The sequence below is a fragment of the Ercella succinigenes genome (assembly GCF_900002895.1).
The window spans coordinates 74,587-92,075 of sequence record NZ_CDHP01000063.1 but is presented as its reverse complement, the minus strand read 5'-3'; the positions used below and the strand labels follow the sequence as shown (position 1 = coordinate 92,075).

Annotated in this window: 18 protein-coding genes and 1 riboswitch; of the genes, 12 read left to right on the top strand and 6 right to left on the bottom strand. The window is 39.1% G+C overall.

Features of this window, described 5'->3' with window-relative positions:
* Positions 1 to 3: 3 nt before the first annotated feature.
* Positions 4 to 576: a DUF1836 domain-containing protein gene (locus tag AC0KSB_RS13700; RefSeq protein ID WP_472310243.1), complete on the top strand. Its 573-nt coding sequence runs from the start codon at positions 4 to 6 to the stop codon at positions 574 to 576.
* A gap of 137 nt (positions 577 to 713) precedes the next feature.
* Here AC0KSB_RS13700 and AC0KSB_RS13695 read toward each other — a convergent pair whose 3' ends face one another.
* On the bottom strand, positions 714 to 1,709 hold the full coding sequence (locus AC0KSB_RS13695) for a GGGtGRT protein (protein WP_472310241.1): 996 nt from the start codon (positions 1,707 to 1,709) through the stop codon (positions 714 to 716).
* A 28-nt stretch (positions 1,710 to 1,737) separates the two neighbouring features.
* Complete coding sequence (locus tag AC0KSB_RS13690; RefSeq protein WP_472310239.1) at positions 1,738 to 2,430, bottom strand: iron-sulfur cluster assembly scaffold protein; 693 nt, start codon at positions 2,428 to 2,430, stop codon at positions 1,738 to 1,740.
* A gap of 379 nt (positions 2,431 to 2,809) precedes the next feature.
* Here AC0KSB_RS13690 and prfA point away from each other — a divergent pair, with 379 nt between their 5' ends.
* The 6 genes from prfA to rpsR all read left to right on the top strand — a co-directional run bounded on the left by prfA (position 2,810) and on the right by rpsR (position 6,918).
* A complete protein-coding gene (gene prfA, locus AC0KSB_RS13685) occupies positions 2,810 to 3,901 on the top strand; it encodes a peptide chain release factor 1 (protein ID WP_472310237.1) in 1,092 nt (363 codons plus the stop codon).
* Entirely contained in the window at positions 3,898 to 5,004 is a 1,107-nt protein-coding gene (locus AC0KSB_RS13680) for an L-threonylcarbamoyladenylate synthase (protein ID WP_472310235.1), read from the top strand. The genes prfA and AC0KSB_RS13680 overlap by 4 nt, the downstream gene beginning before the upstream one ends.
* 4 nt (positions 5,005 to 5,008) lie before the next feature.
* A complete protein-coding gene (locus tag AC0KSB_RS13675; protein ID WP_472310233.1) occupies positions 5,009 to 5,485 on the top strand; it encodes a low molecular weight protein arginine phosphatase in 477 nt (158 codons plus the stop codon).
* Between the two features lie 358 nt (positions 5,486 to 5,843).
* Positions 5,844 to 6,131 (top strand): 30S ribosomal protein S6, encoded by a 288-nt coding sequence (gene rpsF / locus AC0KSB_RS13670; RefSeq protein WP_472310231.1) that lies wholly within the window; start codon positions 5,844 to 5,846, stop codon positions 6,129 to 6,131.
* Between the two features lie 24 nt (positions 6,132 to 6,155).
* Complete coding sequence (locus AC0KSB_RS13665) at positions 6,156 to 6,620, top strand: single-stranded DNA-binding protein (protein ID WP_472310229.1); 465 nt, start codon at positions 6,156 to 6,158, stop codon at positions 6,618 to 6,620.
* Positions 6,621 to 6,663: 43 nt separating this feature from the next.
* Complete coding sequence (gene rpsR / locus AC0KSB_RS13660; RefSeq protein WP_472310227.1) at positions 6,664 to 6,918, top strand: 30S ribosomal protein S18; 255 nt, start codon at positions 6,664 to 6,666, stop codon at positions 6,916 to 6,918.
* 59 nt (positions 6,919 to 6,977) lie between these two features.
* Here the strand turns inward: rpsR and AC0KSB_RS13655 are convergent, their stop codons facing one another.
* The 4 genes from AC0KSB_RS13655 to AC0KSB_RS13640 are packed head-to-tail and all read right to left on the bottom strand — an operon-like array spanning position 6,978 to position 10,967.
* Positions 6,978 to 8,123 (bottom strand): adenosylcobinamide amidohydrolase, encoded by a 1,146-nt coding sequence (locus AC0KSB_RS13655; protein ID WP_472310225.1) that lies wholly within the window; start codon positions 8,121 to 8,123, stop codon positions 6,978 to 6,980.
* A 20-nt stretch (positions 8,124 to 8,143) separates the two neighbouring features.
* A complete protein-coding gene (locus AC0KSB_RS13650; RefSeq protein ID WP_472310223.1) occupies positions 8,144 to 8,917 on the bottom strand; it encodes an ABC transporter ATP-binding protein in 774 nt (257 codons plus the stop codon).
* 4 nt (positions 8,918 to 8,921) lie between these two features.
* A complete protein-coding gene (locus AC0KSB_RS13645) occupies positions 8,922 to 9,950 on the bottom strand; it encodes a FecCD family ABC transporter permease (RefSeq protein WP_472310221.1) in 1,029 nt (342 codons plus the stop codon).
* Positions 9,951 to 10,967, bottom strand: a complete 1,017-nt coding sequence (locus tag AC0KSB_RS13640) for an ABC transporter substrate-binding protein (RefSeq protein WP_472310219.1) — start codon at positions 10,965 to 10,967, stop codon at positions 9,951 to 9,953.
* Between the two features lie 104 nt (positions 10,968 to 11,071).
* Positions 11,072 to 11,259, bottom strand: a riboswitch (cobalamin riboswitch).
* A 181-nt stretch (positions 11,260 to 11,440) separates the two neighbouring features.
* Between AC0KSB_RS13640 and rplI the strand changes: the two genes are divergently transcribed.
* From rplI to ftsH, 5 genes are all read left to right on the top strand, one after another.
* Complete coding sequence (gene rplI / locus AC0KSB_RS13635; protein ID WP_472310217.1) at positions 11,441 to 11,887, top strand: 50S ribosomal protein L9; 447 nt, start codon at positions 11,441 to 11,443, stop codon at positions 11,885 to 11,887.
* Between the two features lie 33 nt (positions 11,888 to 11,920).
* Positions 11,921 to 13,312, top strand: coding sequence for a replicative DNA helicase (dnaB, locus tag AC0KSB_RS13630; protein WP_472310215.1), 1,392 nt, complete (start codon positions 11,921 to 11,923; stop codon positions 13,310 to 13,312).
* A gap of 25 nt (positions 13,313 to 13,337) precedes the next feature.
* The gene (gene tilS / locus AC0KSB_RS13625; protein WP_472310213.1) at positions 13,338 to 14,807 is read left to right on the top strand and encodes a tRNA lysidine(34) synthetase TilS; all 1,470 of its coding nucleotides are present in this window, start codon (positions 13,338 to 13,340) and stop codon (positions 14,805 to 14,807) included.
* A gap of 67 nt (positions 14,808 to 14,874) precedes the next feature.
* The gene (gene hpt / locus AC0KSB_RS13620; protein WP_472310211.1) at positions 14,875 to 15,429 is read left to right on the top strand and encodes a hypoxanthine phosphoribosyltransferase; all 555 of its coding nucleotides are present in this window, start codon (positions 14,875 to 14,877) and stop codon (positions 15,427 to 15,429) included.
* Positions 15,426 to 17,405 (top strand): ATP-dependent zinc metalloprotease FtsH, encoded by a 1,980-nt coding sequence (gene ftsH, locus AC0KSB_RS13615; RefSeq protein WP_472310209.1) that lies wholly within the window; start codon positions 15,426 to 15,428, stop codon positions 17,403 to 17,405. The genes hpt and ftsH overlap by 4 nt, the downstream gene beginning before the upstream one ends.
* Positions 17,406 to 17,489 lie beyond the last annotated feature (84 nt).

Below are 17,489 nucleotides of genomic sequence, written 5' to 3'. Positions count from 1 at the left end.
AGAATGGAAAAGACTAATGAATTAATGGAATGGCTTCGTGAGGTTCAGGGATTTAGTCAGGCCGACTGGGATAAGCTTCCTGATATAGGTTTATACATGGATCAGGTGCAGACTTATATAGAACGGCAGCTTAGTCTTTTTACCAAGAAGGACAAAGATAAGCTTCTCACTCCGGCAATGATAAATAATTATATAAAAGATAGTTTAATTCCAAGAGCTGAGTCAAAAAAATACTCGCAGACACATGTATCTTTGCTCATAATGATAGCAACTTTGAAACAGGTTTTATCAATGCAGGATTTAAAACATCTTATATCTGATTGCCGCACTGCTCAGCAGGCTGAGGAACTTTATTCTCATTATCTTGCAGGACAAAAAAATGATCTGGTAAGAACATCAGCAGAGGTTCTGGATAGGATTACAGCAGAAAATCTGGAAAATGATCAGATGCATGAGTTTTTACGCCGCCTGGCACTCGATTTAAGTGTCGAAGCAAGAAACCGGATTCTGATGTCAGAAAAAATAATAGAATTTCTGAGTGAATCAAAAATACAAGAAAACAATGAAGACAAATAGTTTTTTCGAATTTACCGCAACTTGCTCTAAAAAATTGTAGTTGATTTTTTTGAATAAAAAAGGACTGCGTGAAAGAGATTAATCTCTTTCATAACAGTCCTTTTTATATACTTCTTTAGTATCTATAATTGTTTAAATCAGCCTGCCTGCTCTATTGCAACAGCAACAGCAACAGATGCGCCAACCATAGGATTATTACCCATACCGAGGAAGCCCATCATCTCAACATGTGCTGGAACTGATGAAGAACCTGCAAACTGAGCGTCAGAATGCATACGTCCCATAGTATCTGTCATACCATAAGATGCAGGGCCGGCAGCCATGTTATCAGGATGTAAAGTACGTCCTGTACCACCACCAGAAGCAACAGAGAAATATTTTTTCCCTTGCTCCAGACATTCTTTCTTATATGTTCCTGCAGTCGGATGCTGGAAGCGGGTAGGATTAGTTGAATTACCGGTGATTGAAACATCAACACCTTCCAGATGCATAACTGCAACGCCTTCACGTACATCGTCAACACCATAACAGCGAACTTTTGCACGATCACCTTCTGAATAAGGTGTTTCTTTTACGATATTAACTTTACCTGAAGCATAGTCAAACTGAGTTTGAACATAAGTAAAGCCATTTATACGAGAAATAATCATTGCTGCGTCCTTGCCAAGACCGTTAAGAATAACTCTCAATGGTTCACTACGGACAATATTGGCTGATTTAGCAATTCCTATTGCTCCCTCTGCGGCTGCAAAAGACTCATGTCCTGCCAGGAAAGCAAAACATTTTGTTTCTTCACGAAGCAGCATAGCGGCAAGATTACCGTGTCCAATACCTACTTTACGATCATCAGCAACAGAACCAGGAATACAAAAGGCCTGAAGACCTATTCCTATAGCTTCTGCAGCCTCTGCAGCTTTTGTGCAGCCTTTTTTTATTGCAATTGCAGCGCCTACTACATAGGCCCATGCTGCATTCTCAAAGGCGATAGGCTGTATATCTTTACAAATTTTATATGGATCAATGCCTTTAGCCTCACATATGGATTTAGCTTCTTCAATAGAGCTGATGCCATATTCGGCCAGTGCTGCGTTGATCTGTGCTATTCTACGGTCATAACTTTCAAAAAGTGCCATGGATGGTTGCTCCTTTCACGATATGTTTTTATTCATGACGAGGGTCGATATAACGGGCAGCATCGTCAAAGCGGCCGTATGTGCCGATGTTCTTTTGATATGCTTCGTTGGCATCCACACCCTTTTTGATCATTTCCAGCATTGGTCCGATTTTAAGGAACTGATAACCAATAACCTGATCATCACTATCAAGAGCCATTTTTATGACATATCCTTCTGTAAGCTCAAGATAACGTGGACCCTTATCTAATGTACTGTACATTGTACCTATTGAACTGCGCAGTCCTTTTCCTAAATCTTCAAGACCTGCACCGATTGGCAATCCACCTTCTGAAAATGCAGATTGTGATCTACCATATACTATTTGCAAAAATAATTCACGCATAGCAGTATTGATGGCGTCGCAAACCAGATCTGTATTCAAAGCTTCCAGAATAGTTTTGCCAGAAAGAATTTCTGCAGCCATAGCGGCAGAATGTGTCATTCCTGTACAACCGATAGTTTCAATCAGAGCCTCCTGAATGATTCCATCTTTTACATTAAGTGACAGTTTACAGGTACCCTGCTGTGGAGCGCACCAGCCAACACCGTGTGTAAAGCCGGAGATATCTTTTATCTCTTTGGCCTGTATCCAGCGACCTTCCTCGGGAATAGGTGCGGGACCATGATTAGGCCCTTTGGCCACACAGGTCATTTGCTCAATTTCATGTGTTTTTAGCATGTATGTTTCCCCTTTCAAAATTATCATCAGCTTCCTGAAAATAAAAAAAAGCCACGCTTATTATAAAGGATGAGAACCTAAGTTACCATAGTGATAATGAAATTGTCAGAATAAATAGTCTCTTTTTGGTTATTTTGCTAAAATATTAGTTGGTTTCACCGCTGTCGATGTTTGCCATGACAAAAGGGGAATGCTTTTAAACGATTTAATACGAGTTAAAAGCTGGATTTGCTGTACTATAGTAAATAAAAAAAGTATAATCACCTGATGACAGTATTATTAATTATACTGATGTCTTGATAAATGATAATGTCTTGGTTTGATATTGATATAAATACCGAAAAAAATAATTAGATGAACTTTAAGGAGCTGTTTAAATATGCCGGATTTTCATGAGCAAATGAAAAAAACTGTTGAACGATATGAAGAGCTTAATCTGCTGTTGGCAGATCCTGCCATGATGAGTGATCAGGACAGGTATCGTAAACTTATGCAGGAGCATTCTTCGTTAAGTGGAATAGTTGAAATGTATAATAAATGGAGCAATATTACAGATCAGCTTAATGATAGTAAAGAGCTTTTCAGAGAGTCTGAAGACTCTGAATTCAGAGAATTCGTAAGAGAGGAAATAAATGAACTGGAATCATCACTGAAAATACTGGAAAAAGATTTGCAGGCTGCTATTGCTCCAAAAGATCCAAATGATGAACGCAATGTTATTATGGAAATCAGAGGTGGAGCCGGTGGTGATGAGGCCGCTTTGTTTGCAGCTGTTTTGTTTAGAATGTATAGTTCTTATGCAGAACAAAAAGGCTGGCGAATTGAAATTATTGATTCAAATGAAACAGAATTAGGTGGAGTAAAAGAATTAGTATTTCTTATAGAAGGAAATGGTGCATACAGCAGATTAAAATATGAAAGTGGTGTACACCGTGTTCAACGAGTGCCGGTAACAGAATCTGGTGGCCGCATTCATACTTCTACCGTAACCGTTGCCGTTTTACCTGAAGCAGAAGATGTAGAGGTGGATATTAATCCTGCTGATTTGCAGATCGATACTTTCAGAGCATCGGGAGCCGGTGGACAGCATGTTAATCGTACTGACTCGGCAATTAGGATAACACATAAACCTTCCGGCCTTGTTGTTTCATGTCAGGATCAGAGATCACAGCATAAAAATAAAGACAGTGCAATGCGTGTTCTTAAGTCAAGGCTTTTGGAAATAGCACAGTCACAACAATTTGATACAATTGCTAGTGATAGAAAAAATCAGGTGGGAACAGGCGATAGAAGTGAGAGAATAAGAACTTATAATTATCATCAGGGACGTGTTACAGATCATAGAATAGGCCTTACACTATACCGTCTTGATGAAATACTTGAAGGTGATATAGAAGAAATAATTCAGGCCTTATATGCTGCGGCTCATGATGAGAAAGTATCTGCAAACAGTACGGAGGCTAATTTGTGAGTCAATACAAAACAGAGATTATAACTGTTGATAGTCTTTTATTAGATGAGCAGATTAAACCTGCTGCTCTTGCTTTACGTTGCGGCGAGTTGGTAGCTTTCCCGACAGAGACGGTTTATGGTCTGGGAGCAAATGCACTCGATGAGGCTGCTGTGGCAAAAATATTCGAAGTTAAAGGCAGGCCGGCTGACAATCCTCTAATCATACATGTTTCTGATGCTGAGGAATTAACAGGTATTGTACTTGGTGATTCAGAGATTGCAAAGCTTCTGCTTAAGACTTTTTCTCCAGGACCTTTAACTCTGGTACTTCCCAGAGACTGTAGTGTGCCTGATATAGTAACAGCCGGGCTGGATACGGTAGCTGTCAGAATTCCGTCACATCAGACTGCTCTGAAACTGATCAAAGCAGCAGGTGTTCCTGTAGCTGCTCCTTCTGCCAATCGCTCAGGCCGCCCAAGCCCAACTCGTGCCTGGCATGTTTACGAAGATCTTTCAGGACTGATTCCATATATTATAGATGATGGTGCATGTGAATTCGGACTGGAATCAACTGTTCTTGATTTAACAGGATCTGTTCCTGTGATACTACGGCCAGGCGCAATAACTGCGGAGATGATTGAGAAACAGACTGGTATTAAGGTTATTTCAAATGAAAATATTTCAGGTAAGGATCAGATTCCCAAAGCTCCTGGCATGAAATATCGTCACTATGCTCCGAATGCGCAAGTATATGTTGCAAAAGGAGATAATATAGAAGACAGGGCGGATGAAATAAATAGGATTACTGCCAAACAAGGGCTGGAATCGAAGCTTTTTGTGAAAATAGGCTTGTTTTCTTGTGTCAAGACAAGAAATCTGCTTAGAGATAAATGGTATCCTTTAAATGATAATATCGAAGAGACAGGTAAAGTATATATTGACTATGCTTTCGAGCCTGATTCTGCCGCTGCTTCAAGAAAGTTATTTTCCGCATTGAGAAAATTTGATCAGGCTGGTGTTGACTTAATTATAGCTGAGGCACTGCCTGCAGATGGAATGGGAAGTGCATATATGAACCGGCTTCTAAAAGCGGCAAGCGAAGTTAATCTGACTTGGAGGTAAACAAATGAAAATTTGCTTTGTATGTACAGGTAATACTTGTCGCAGCCCTATGGCTGCTGCTTTGCTAAAGAATATTTTGGCAAAAAATATAAATTTGAATACAGATGAAATTGAAATAATCTCTGCCGGTATTCAGGCATGGCCTGGTGATCCTGCAAGTGTAAATGCTGTTGAGGTTATGAGAAATGTTTATGATATTGATTTAAGTTTACATACTGCTGTAAGGCTGACTCCTGAGATAATTGAAAGCACAGATATCTTGATTACAATGACAAATGATCAGAAAGAATTGCTAAGCAAATATTTCCCTAATTTTGAGAATAGAATTAAATCTCTTGGAGAGGCAGCTGGTTTTCCAGAAGAAGATATTATAGATCCTTATGGAGGATCTTATGAATATTATGAAAAAACGGCTCAACAGATCTATGAATTATTAAAAGCTTTGGCAGCGGATATAAAAGATTTTGAGGGAAAAACTTAAAGTCTATTAGTATTTTGAATGTTTTTTTTAGAAAAAGCATTTACAATGTGTGTACAATAAAAATCCGCAGTTATATTATTTTAGCTTCTCTTGAAATCAAGACGGATAGGAGAGGAGACTTTGTTGTGAATAATTGTTTTACTGTTTGAATTTAAAATTTTTGCCTGCTCCCAGATATTTTAAAAATATAATTTTAACTTTTATTTTGCTATTGACGCTGTAATTATAGCGTGATATAGTACCCTAATGTGCATATATTCTATTTGCACATTAGTAGACATGTCCCGGGACGGGATATGTCATCCTCGCTCTATACATAAGTATAGGAGCCGTTTAGTCCAGGAGGAGGTGAAACAAAATGGCAAGAAAGTATGAAGCAGTGATTATCCTTAACCCTGCCATCGGAGATGATGCGATAACAGCGACATCTGAAAAGATCAAAGGTCTGATCGAATCTGAGGCAACTATCGACAATGTTGATGTATGGGGTCGCAGACGTCTCGCTTATGAGATTAATGATCAGAAAGAAGGATATTATACTCTGATCAACTTCAGTTCAGAAGCTGAATTCCCAAAAGAACTCGAACGTGTGCTTAAGATTACCGATGGCGTATTGCGCTATATGGTTATTCGTGCTGACGATTGACGAGTCGGAAAGGTTAGTGAGCGAATGAATAAGGCTATATTAATGGGTCGATTGACCCGTGATCCAGAAATGAGAACTACCCCTAATCAGGTAGCTGTATGTACTTTTACCATAGCAGTTGATCGCCGTTTCAAAGGTGCAAACGGAGAGCGGCAAGCAGATTTTATCCCGGTTGTTGCCTGGAGGCAGCAAGCAGAATTTGTTGGCAGATATTTCCACAAAGGATCACGTATTGTGGTAGTTGGAAGTATTCAGACAAGGAATTGGGAAGATCAGGAAGGTAAAAAACGTACTACAACTGAAGTTATTGCTGATGAAATCTATTTTGGAGATACCAAAAAAGGTGATTCTTATGCAGGAAACGAACCGCAGTATGGATCTTCTTCGAATCAGTCAAATGATGCGAAACCGGCTGCGAATGGTGGAAACAATAATGAAGGTTTTTTCCCGGCTCCGGATGATGATACCTCGCTGCCTTTCGATCTTTAATCTGAAACTGATTTGATTTGAATTGTGAAAGGAGATTGCACTCATGGCTGATATGAGAAACGGCGGTGGACGTGGAATGCGTCCCAGACGCGGAAGACGCAAAGTCTGTGCTTTTTGTGCCGATAAAGTTGAAGTTATAGATTATAAAGATGTTGCTCGTTTGCGCAAGTTTATTTCAGAGCGCGGTAAAATATTGCCAAAACGTATGTCCGGTAATTGTGCCCGTCATCAACGTGAAATGACTATTGCTATAAAACGTGCCAGACACATAGCTTTAATGCCTTATACAGGTGAATAAAGTTAATTGAAAATATAACTGGTAAGTATTAAACATAAGCCCCTTGTCAAAATTTTATGTTAAATTTTGACAAGGGGTTTGCTATTTAAGTGATCGGAAATGCAGCGGCAAATAGCTTTTTCCAAAGCTTCGGTCAGAAATATGATACAAGAGTCTATATTTTTATAAACCATATTATTTGATGTTGCTAATTTGTAATTAAGATATTTATTCAGCAGCAAGCTTACTACTTGAACAGCATCTTCACATGTGATTAGATGCCATGAAAGTTGATCTAACATATGTGCATACAAGATAGACATCATGATGACTTCTCTTTTGTTAATTAATTTATTTAGTTCACCCGGGAAAATATTTAACGCTTTTGTTTTGCTTCCTAAGTTCTCGCTAATTGCTATGCCATCACTGCTGCTTTGCAAAATAAAACGGGTATTTAATGTTTTTTCGCTTATACCATAGCGGCTTAATCGTCTGAAAAAATCAAATTGCCTTTGAGGGCAAAGCTGGGTTTCAAGAAAAAGTGCTTCTTTAACAGCAGATTTGACTGCCTGGCCTATGAGTTCTCCAAGCTTAAAATGGTTGCCTGCATCGGTTAATGTTAATTTGTCGCTTTGATCAGAGACTATAATTACACCATCTGTACCTGATCCTGTCGCAAGGCTGTTAGAATAGCAGCTCGGGACAGCAAGCTCTGATACAGCAGCACTTTTAGCTTCTGTGCATGTAATAAGTGCTCGGCAGATAGCGCCATCTGTCAAATTATTATTGAAAAAAAGCATAATATTTATGGTTCCGGGGATATGTATATAACCAGTATCTGCTTCATGCCAATTTGCAGGATCACCTGCTCTGCCGCCATTAACATCTATGCCGGCCGTTACAACTGCTGTAACTTCTGTGTTACGGTATTTTTTGGATACAATTGCGACATTTTCTGCATAGGCTCCAGTGCTGATTCCGCAGCTTAAGTCTGGATCAAGTCCTAATTCAGATGACAGAATCCTTATATGTTCGGCATAAGTTGAACCGCGCATCGCATCTTCGGTTCTCTCCGCACAGTGATTGAAAGCATACTTAAGATTTGTTCTAAGACCACCATTATGAGGTGCGCTGCTCAAAATTTTTCGAGAACCTGCAAAATGAGCTATAATACTGTTATTTTCTCTTAAAATAGTATCTCCATTTGTAAAGCGATGTAACAGCATTTACTTCCTCCTGGGATTTCTTAAATCCCTTTTGCATTTGATTGCCAACAAGATAAAATATCCTGCATCCATTGATAGACATCCATTGAATAGACCTCTGACAAATTATCGGCACCAAGAACTTTATCTGTTTCACCAAAAGCTGCAACTTTTCCTTTATTCATAAGAAGGGCATGTGTCCCGTAATTTTTAGCCAGGCTAAGGTCATGCACAACTGAAATAACAGCACGTTCCGGCTGTTTAAGCCATTCTCTGATCAATTCAAACATCTGTTTTTGATAGACCAGATCTAGATGATTGGTAGGTTCATCCAGAATCAGTAATTGAGGATCCTGGGCAAACACCTGAGCTAAAAAAGTTCTCTGCAATTCTCCTCCTGAAAGCGTAAGTACAGAATGATCACGAAACTGGTTCATACCTGTTATTTCCAGAGCATAATTAACTTTCTGATCAGAATCGTTGTCCAGGGAAGAAAAGAAACCACCTGACCAGGCATACCGGCCTAGTTTTACAATTTCTTCGACAGAGAAAGAATATCCTACTGAATGATTCTGGGTTAATACACCTATTTGCTTTGCCAGTTTTACCGGTCTAATGTGCGAGACATCTTTTTCTTTCCAGAAAACTTTACCACAATATGGTATTCCCTGAGTTACAGCTTTTACAATGGTACTTTTACCAGCACCATTAGGGCCTGCGATCATAAGCCATTGATTAGCTTGAACAGAAAAACTGACATCATCAATTATTTTCAAACTGCCATAGCTAACACCTAAGTTTTTGACTGTAAGCATCTGATCATCTCGCTTTCCTGGTTGAATAAAAAATGTAAACAAAAACTATTGAACCAATAAAAGAAGTAACAACTCCTATAGGTAGTTCCAGCGGCTTTAGTATTATTCTGCCGATAAGATCTGCCAGCATAAGGAATGAAGCACCATACAACATTGAAGCAGGCAGCAGGCGTTTATGATTCGGACCAAAAATCATTCTTGCGATATGAGGAATGACAAGTCCAACAAAACCAATAGTACCGCCAATTGAAACGCTTACACCAATAAGAACCGATGCTGCAATAAGAATAACAAATTTTACTTTTTTAACATTTACCCCGATATGTCTGGCATTATCTTCTCCGATGGCAAATGCATTTAGTTCGGAAGCATACCTCAGAATAAAAAAGCCACATATGAGAAGTGCTGTTAGCATAGTCAAGACATTGGTATAGCTGCTGCCGGATAGTGAGCCCATAGTCCAGAACATAATGGATTTAACTTTTTCACTGGCAAAAACTACTATCAGGCTGATCAGGCTATGTGCAAACATGGTAAAAACAACACCAATCAGAATAATTGTATTTGTTGCCAGAGAACAATCCAGGCGATAAGCAAGTGAAAGTATCAGAACTAGAGAACCAAAAGCAAAAAGAATAGCCATTATCATTGTACCGCCTGAGGCGAAAAAGGGCAGATTTATACCGAAGGCTATTGCGATAACTGCACCTAAAGAAGCACCGGAAGATACTCCCAGGGTGGAGCCGTCTGCAAGGGGATTCCTTAAAAGTCCTTGCATGGCGGCTCCACAAAGCGATAATGCTGCGCCAACAAGCGCAACATTAATCACTCTGGGTAGTCTGACATTATAGATGATAGAAACAGTATTGCTGCTTACAGTAGCATTGCCGGTTATTTTATCCATCAAGACAGAAAAAGTGTCTTTGATCGCAATATTTACACTGCCTGCGAACACACATAGAATAAAAATAGAAATTACTATGCAAATAGAAATAATATATTCAATAATTGTGAAACTATCTCTTTTTTTCATTTATTCTCCGTAAACGAAATCAAACAGCGATTTTACGCCATCAACCAATCTTGGGCCTGGTCTTGAAAGCTCATCAGAATTAGCGTTAAAAACCTGTTTTTCTGAAACTGCTGTGATACTTGCCCAGCCATCTCTGCTCATTATTTCTTCTTCAGGAAGAGGTCCTTCTCCAAAATACATGGTGATTGTTACGATATAATCAGGGTTTCTCTCAATTACCTGTTCTTGAGATATTTCTCCCCACTGGTTAACATCGGCAAAAGTATTTTCCAGACCGATCATTTCTGCAGCTTCATGCATAAACGTATCTTTGCCGGCAGCCCATAATCCCCATTCCAAAGGAGAAACTTCAAAATATACTGATTTTGAATCGGCAGTTGATTTTTCTTCTGCCGCAGTCTTTATTTCCGCAAAATCAGTTTTCATCTTAGCGATTAAATCGGCTGCATTGTCGTTTTGACCTGTGGCTTTTCCTATTAATTCAATAGCTGTATAGATTCCGTTTATGTCCTGAGCATCACTTACGACAACCAATATACCTGCATTTTCAAGTGCGTCAATCTGCTCTTGCGTCTGTGCCATTGTTCCCATCAATATAATATCCGGTTCAAGTGCGATAATCTGTTCAATATTAGTTTCATTTCCAGACTGTACAGCCGGTGCGTCTAGTACTTCTGCAGGATAATCACAATATTCACCACGTCCCACAAGTGTTTCTCCCGCGCCAATCGCATATAGTATTTCACAATCAGCAGCTGTCAGAGCAACTATTCTCTTGGCAGTATCATTAAGTTTTATTTCTCTGCCTTTCATATCCATGAATGAGAGAACATCAGACTCTGCTTCAGTTATGTCAGCAGCCGGTTCTGTTGTTGCTTCGGTTTTTTCTATAGTTGTAGTGGTTTTTTCTGCAGTTGTGGTGGTATTTTCAACTGTAGTATACTGGCCGCAACCAGTAAAAACAGCAAACACCATCAGCAAAGCGAGCATCATTGAAATAAATTTCTTTTTGTTCATATAGTTTCCTCCTTAAATTTTGTGAATAGTATCCAAGGAAGCAAAAAGCTCCACAGAAAATCCGAGGAGCTTTTAAAAAATAAAGTTAAAAACCTTCTCAACCCCAGGAGTATAATGTGATTGCATGTTTCCCGACTTTGCTTCATCCTACTTCGGCACCTTCCCACCTTGCTAAGGCAGTGGCTTTTGCCGTTTTGTCAGCTTCACGGTTACTGGGATAGTCCGGAAATTTCATCCGAGTTCCTCTGGCATATATACCAGCGCATTGCGTGCAAACACATACTATTCACTTTGACAGGAGTTTAGCATAAAGGCAATTATTATACAATTTCATATTTGCTATTTTTAGCAAATTTTTGTGCAAAGTAAGTAATTGCAATTTTTTTGTTTTGTGCAAATAGAAAGTATTACAATGACTTAAAACTTAAAGATGTGATAGAATAAAGGTTAGTCTAAAATCGGAGGTTGTTTTTATGAAAGTTATACTTTTACAAGACGTAAAAGGTCATGGTAAAGCAGATGATATTGTTGAAGTGAACGATGGATATGCAAGAAATTTTCTCTTTAAAAAGAATCTGGCGCTTGAAGCTACACCAGCCAATCTTAATTCAGTAAAGAATAAAAAGAAGGCAGAAGCAGCAAAGGCAGCACGTAATCTTGAAGAGGCAAAGGAAGTAGGAGCCAAACTTAAAGATAAAATATTTTCTTTGCCGGCAAAATCAGGGGAAGGTGGTCGCCTGTATGGTGCTATAACTTCAATGGATATTGCTAATCTGCTGGAAAAAGAAGGATATAAGGTAGATAAAAGAAATATTAACTTTAAGCAACAGATAAAAAACCTTGGAGATTTTGAAGCTGAAGTGAAGCTTCATCAGCAGGTAACCGTTAAAATAGGTATAAAAGTAGTTGCTTTATCCTGAACAAAAAGTTGATAATCTGGAGGCTTAATATTTATGTCAACCAAAAACGCCGAAACTCCTGTCAGAGTTGCCGGGCGTATACCGCCTCATAATCTTCAGGCAGAGCAATCTGTTTTGGGATCTGCAATGACAGGAAAGCGTGCCTTGGCTGAAATAACAGCTGTGCTGCGTCCTGATGATTTTTACAGGCCGGATCATGCTCTTATATATGAGACAATTACAGAGCTCTATCTGGCGAGTAAGCCGGTAGATATTTTAACCGTAACAGATATGCTGGAAAGCAAAGGCTTGCTGGAAAAAGCAGGAGGATTAAGTTATGTAGGTTCCCTGCCGGATCAGGTGCCTATTATTTCTAATGCCGCACATTATGCTGATCTGGTCAGACAGAAATCTGTTTTACGTAGATTGATCTCTGCGATGGATGAGGTAACAGGTCTTTGCTTTGAGGATGGCGATCAGGCTGATCTTCTGCTTGACATTGCCGCAAAAAGAATTTATGAAATCAGGGAAAACAGAGACAGCTCTGGTTTTGAAAGCTTAAAAGATATCATGGGCAGAACTGTAAATGAACTAGCTTCAATGGCAGAAGGTAAAGTACATGAAAGACATGTGATGACAGGTTTTCCCAGTCTTGATCGTTCTCTTGGCGGACTTCGTGAAGGCGGCTTGATTATTGTTGCTGCCAGACCTGCTATGGGTAAATCTGCTTTTGCTCTAAATATAGCTCAAAAAGCGGCTACATTATATAATGTTCCTGCCGCTATTTTTAGTCTTGAAATGTCTAAAGAAGAAATTGGTAATCGTATGCTTAGCGCACAATCTCTTGTTAATGCAAAATCACTTACAACAGGAGAATTGCAAAGTGAAGACTGGGATAAAATAGCAAAGGCTTTGCCCCCGCTTTACTCTGCCCCCGTATTTATTGATGATAGATCAGGCACCAGTGTTTTGGAAATGATGTCAAAATGCCGTCAGCTTAAATTGGATAATAAACTTGGACTTGTTGTTGTTGATTATCTTCAGCTGATGAGCGGTAATGGGCAGTCAAGATCGGATAGCAGACAACAAGAAATCTCAGAGATTTCAAGATCATTGAAAATTATGGCAAAAGAACTTGCAGTTCCGGTTATAGCTCTCTCTCAGCTTAGCCGTGCCTGTGAGGCACGTACCGATAAAAAACCAATGTTGTCTGATTTGCGTGATTCCGGAGCGATCGAGCAGGATGCCGATGTTGTTATGTTTTTGTATCGTGAGAGCTATTATGATTCTGAAAACATGCCTACTGAAACTGAGGATGCCGATGTCATAATTGCTAAAAACAGACAAGGATCAACTGGTACGGTTCATCTTGGCTGGTGGCCTAAATATACGATGTTTTTTGAAAAAGATGAGGGTAGATATCCGACAGAGCCGCCACCATTTTAAAAATTTTTGCTAAAAAGAAAAATGAATGGGAAAGGATAGCACAGTTTTGATAGATCTCGTAAGGCAGACATCAGAAAAAATACTTGAGCATAATATGCTTAAATTAGGAGATGGTATTATAGTAGGTGTTTCTGGCGGACCGGATTCTATGGCGCTGCTTGCTGTTTTTTTTCAGCTCAGAGAAAAGTTAGGTATAGAGTTGGAAGCAGCTCATATTCATCATGGGCTTCGTGAGGAAGCTGATCTTGATTTAGCGCTTGTTGAAAAGTGGTGCAGTAAAAACAATATTAGGTTTAATAAATTAAGGGTAGATTTAAAGAAAATATCCAAAGAATCGGGATTGAGCCTGGAAGAAGCCGGTAGAAATGTCAGAAGATCTTTTTTTGAACAATGCAGTAAAAAACTGACTATGAGATTATCGCCGCAGTCAACAGTAAAAATAGCTTTGGCACATCATATGCAAGACCAGGCTGAAACTTTGATAATTAATCTTTCTCGTGGAAGCGGTCTTGCAGGACTTGCGGGAATGAAATTTTTTGAACCACCTTATATCAGACCTTTTCTCAGTTTAAATCGTGATCAGATCATAGAGTGGCTCGATTATGAAAAAGTACCCTGGAGAACAGATCATACGAATGAAGAAGTCGTATATACAAGAAATCGCATCAGACACATGCTGCTGCCTGTCTGGGAAAAAACTATAGGGTACAATCCTGTAAAATTGATAGCCAGAGCAGCTTTTAATCTGGCAGAGGATCAGGACTATCTTAATCAGCAATCACAAAAGCTTTTTGTGATTGCTTTCAATAAGGAGAATAAATCACTTGATTGCACAACATTATATTGCCAGCACAGTGCCTTGCAAATCAGAGTTCTGGGTTTGTTTTTTGAATACGTTTGTCAAACAAGAAGAGATCTTGGACAAAAGCATTTTTCCCTCATGCAAAGCCTGCTCATGAATCAGGGAGGACCATATGATCTTCCTGGCGGCTGGAGTGTTATTAGGAAAGATGATTGTTTATATCTTGAAAGAAAGAGACCTGCTTACGAACAGCAAAAAGCAGAACTTTCTTCTTTAGATTGGGAACTTTCTCTAAATGTTCCCGGCATTATCGAACTGCCTGATAATTTGGGATATATAGAAGCAGTAATTATTGAGTATCAGCCTGATTTCCGTTATAATAGCCAAATGAATTGTTTTGACAAATCACAGCTTGAAGATTGTTCGGTCAGATTAAGAAAATCTGGAGATATAATCAGACCGGTTAATCGAAAGGGAACCCGAACATTAAAAAAATACATGAATGAAGAGCATATACCTGCAAATCAGCGTAATTATATTCCTGTCATTGCAAAAGGTAATGATATAGTATGGCTGGCTGATTATGTCTGTGGTCACCAATATGTCTGTAGAGCTGATAAAGCTCAAAAAGGAGTAAGAATTAGATGGATAAAAGATAACTTGTCCGTAGAAAAAAAAACAGGTGACTTGTGATACAAGTATTTTATTATATTTATTGTTATAATTATCATTCAAACATACCTGGGAGGCATAGTATTAAATGGCAAAATACATTAAAGAAACCATGATAACTCGTGAAGAAATAGATCAGATGTGCCAGCGGCTTGGTGCACAGATATCAAAGGATTATGAAGGACGGGAAATTATCCTGATCTGTGTCCTTAAAGGTGCATATGCTTTTATGGCTGATCTGGCAAGGTATATTACTGTGCCGCTGAGAGTTGACTTTATGTCTGTATCAAGCTATGGCAGTGGAACGAAAACTTCAGGTGTTGTGAGAATTACAAAAGACCTTGATTCTGATATTACAAACAAAGATATTATTGTTGTCGAGGATATAGTTGATTCAGGATTAACATTAAAACATCTTAAAGAGCTTCTTACTACAAGGAATCCCTCAAGTATTGCTCTTTGTACTGCTTTTGACAAACCAGAACGCAGACGTGTGGAAGTAAATGTTGATTATGTCGGAATGAAGATACCGGATGAATTTATAGTCGGATATGGGCTTGATTTTGATGGTAAATATAGAAATCTTCCAGATGTTTCTATTCTGGGAGATGACAGAGATAATAGCCAGGGAGGAAGCAAATGAAAGCAAAAAGACCCGGAGGACTTTCCTTTTACATAATATTACTGGCTGTTATTATCATTATGTCAGTATTGATGTCCAGAATGACTCAGCCCGCACCTGTTGATCTATCAGAATTAATAAATCAGATAGAAAAAGGTGAAGTCGAGAAAGTAATGGTTAACGGCTACAATCTGGAAGTTACCTTAAATAGAACCGGTGATTCTGCGCCTACCGTATATAGTAAACAAATTTCACCGATGTGGATGAACAGTATTTTCGACGTGCTGACTGAAGCAAAAAATGAAGGTAAAATAGATTCTTTTGATTATGACGAGCCTACCGATATTGCCGGCTGGTTAAATATAATTCTGATTGTAATAATGGTCGGCGGTATGGCCTTGTTTATATGGTTTACATATAGCAGGCAATCAGGTGATGGCAAAAATGCCATGAGCTTTGGCCGAAGCAGAGCTAAGTTAAATGATCCCAGCAAAAATAAAGTTACCTTTGATGATGTTGCTGGTGCAGATGAGGAAAAAGAAGAACTTACGGAAGTTGTTGATTTTCTCAAAAACCCTAAAAAATATTCTGAACTTGGAGCCAAAATACCGCGTGGTATTTTGCTGGTTGGTTCTCCCGGTACAGGTAAAACTTTATTGGCAAAAGCTGTAGCAGGAGAGGCCGGTGTTCCTTTTTTCTCAATCAGTGGTTCTGATTTTGTTGAGATGTTTGTTGGTGTCGGTGCTTCTCGTGTTCGTGATCTTTTTGAGAATGCAAAGAAAAATTCTCCTTGTATAATTTTTATTGATGAAATTGATGCTGTAGGACGTCATAGAGGCGCAGGCATGGGCGGTGGACATGATGAACGCGAACAAACCTTAAACCAGCTTTTGGTAGAGATGGATGGATTTGGTCCAAATGAAGGCGTTATCGTAATGGCTGCTACCAACAGACCGGATATACTTGACCCGGCATTGTTGCGTCCGGGACGATTTGATCGCAGAATTACTGTTATGCGTCCTGACATTAAAGGTCGTGAGGAAATTCTTAAAGTACATGCCAAGGGTAAACCTCTTGATCCTGGCATAGATTTGAAAGAAATTGCAAAGATAACTCCTGGTTTTACCGGTGCAGATTTGGCAAATCTTTTGAATGAAGCTGCTTTGCTTGCTGCCAGAAGAGGTTCAAAGAGTATAGTTTATTCTGATATTTCTGAGGCTGTTTTCAAAATTATGATTGGTCCAGAGAAGAAGAGCAGGATTATCAGCGAGAAAGAAAGAAAACTTACTGCTTTCCATGAAGCTGGACATGCTATAGTGCTGAGAAATTTTTCTGAAACTGATAAGGTTGAAAGAGTATCCATTATACCTGCCGGCGGTGCAGGAGGATATACAGCACATAAACCTCATGAGGATTCATACTATGCCACAAGAAGCCAGCTTATTTCCCAGATTATGATTGCTTTGGGAGGTCGTGCTGCCGAAGAGCTTATCTTTGATGAAATCAGTACTGGTGCTTCCTCTGATCTTCAGAGCTGTAATGGTATAGCTCGTGATATGATAACTAAATATGGAATGAGTGAAAAACTTGGCAATCTTGTTTTCGGTGGAGATGATGAAGTTTTCCTGGGCAAGGATTATGGTCATGTGCAGAAATACAGTGAAAAGCTTGCCGGTATAATAGACGAAGAAGTCAAGAAGATTATCGATGAGGCTTATGAGAAGGTTATACAGCTTTTAACTAAACAGCGGGATTTACTGGATGCTCTATCAGAGCGTTTGCTGGAAAAAGAAAAGATCGAAGGTCCGGAGTTCGAGGAATTGTTCATGCAGTATGTACCCGATGCTAAACCGGCACCAGGACCTGTTCCCTCTGCAGCAGCTGTTGAAGCACTTACTAAAAAGGTTTCTGAGCCTGAAACAAATGAAAATGAGACCGTAGAAGATAATCAGGCAGAAGAAGTGCAGGAACAGCAAGATAATGAGGTGCCTCATTAAAAACATAACTAAAAAGTATTGCTGTATTATTAAGAACTATATTACTTAAAGTAAAAAAAGATTGCCTCAAATTTGTTTAAGAGG